We start from the raw sequence: 1,532 nt of genomic DNA on the forward strand, positions 1-1,532 counted from the left end.
TTGAGCTCCCACAGGCGATCGGCCTGGTCGACCTGGCGCAGGTAGTCCTGCACCGCCTTGTCGGCCGGCGCGATCGCGCGCAGCACCGACGCGGCCTCGTGCAGCTGGCGCATCGCATCGACATCGTCGCCGGCATTGGCCAACGCCGCCTTGCCGCGCGCGAGCAGTGCAGCCTGCGCCTTGCGCAGCCCGGCGGTCGCGGTGCGTTCGCCGGGCTCGCGGGCGAGGATCGCGAGATACAGCGGAATCGCGGCCTCGGCATCCTCGTACAGGCGTCCTTCCTCCAGCGCAGCCTGTGCGCGTTCGAGCGCCTCGTCCACGCCGTCCTCGGGTACTGCCGCCTGCGGCCGGTCCCAGGTCAGCGAATCGGCGATCCGGTCGTCGCCCTCCACCGTCACGCGGCCGGCGGCTGCGCCGTCCGCAGGCGCCGGCTTGCCGCCGGAATCCTCATTGCGGCCGCACCCCGCCATCGCCAGGCAGGTGGTCAGGAAGATCGCGGCGGTGGCGGCCAGTCGGCTTGCACGCATACGTGACCGCAACTTAGGGCATAGGCGCCGCCGCCGGCAACCGTTAATGTGCAGGGCTACAACAGGAAGTCCGCAAAACGTGAGCGATTGGATCAGCAACCCCACCGAGCTGGCCGCCAGGCTGGCCAAGGCACCGCCCCGGGTGGGGCTGGACACGGAATTCGTGCGCGAGCGCACCTGGTGGCCGAAACTGGCGCTGGTGCAGATCGCGCTGGAGGGCGGTAGCGTGCTCCTGGTCGATGCGCTGGTGCCCGGCATGGACGCGGCGCTGGCGCCGATGCTGGTCGATCCGGCGGTCACCAAGGTGATGCACAGCGCCAGCGAGGACCTGATCGCGTTCAAGCATGCCTGCGGCGTCGTACCGGCCCCCCTGTTCGACACCCAGATCGGCGCGGCACTGGCGGGCGTCGCCGGCGGCGCCGGCTACCAGCGCCTGGTGCAGGACATGCTCGGCGTGGCCCTGCCCAAGGGCGAGACGCGCTCGGACTGGCTGCGCCGCCCGCTGTCGCCGGCGCAGCTCGAATATGCCGCCGACGACGTGGAGTACCTGTTCGCGCTGCACGACAAGCTCTCGGCGCGCCTGCAGTCGCTGGGACGGACGGCGTGGCTGGAGGAGGACGCGATGCGCATGGTCGACAACGCGCGAAACGACGAGCTCGAGCCGTGGCCGCACCTGGCCATGCGCAGCGCGCAGTTCCTCGACCGGCAGGGCCAGCTGCGGCTGCTGCGCCTGCTGCGCTGGCGCGATTCACATGCGCGCCGCAGCGACAAGCCGCGCAGCTGGATCCTGGACAACGAACTGGCCACGTCGCTGGCGCGCCACCCGCCCGCCGACCGTGCCGGGCTGCAGCGACAGCTCGAAGCCACGCCCAAGGCGCCGCGCAGCCTCGGCGATCCGATATGGCAGGCCATGCAGGCCCCGCTCCCGGACGAGGACGCCGCACCGCTGGCGCGCGCCGACGACCGCGACAAGGCCCTGATGCGCCAGCTGCAGGAGGCCGTGGG

At 71.9% G+C, this 1,532-nt stretch carries 1 protein-coding gene and 1 pseudogene; one reads left to right on the top strand and one right to left on the bottom strand.

The window, feature by feature from the left end; translation table 11 throughout:
- Positions 1-527 (bottom strand): annotated as a pseudogene (locus QAA18_RS11045) (hypothetical protein); the annotation flags it as partial.
- Positions 528-606: 79 nt separating this feature from the next.
- Here QAA18_RS11045 and rnd point away from each other — a divergent pair.
- A partial coding sequence (gene rnd / locus QAA18_RS11050; protein WP_279413006.1) for a ribonuclease D occupies positions 607-1,532 on the top strand: 926 nt, incomplete at its 3' end.

The sequence above is a fragment of the Luteimonas sp. 8-5 genome (assembly GCF_029763755.1).
Lineage (GTDB): Bacteria > Pseudomonadota > Gammaproteobacteria > Xanthomonadales > Xanthomonadaceae > Cognatiluteimonas.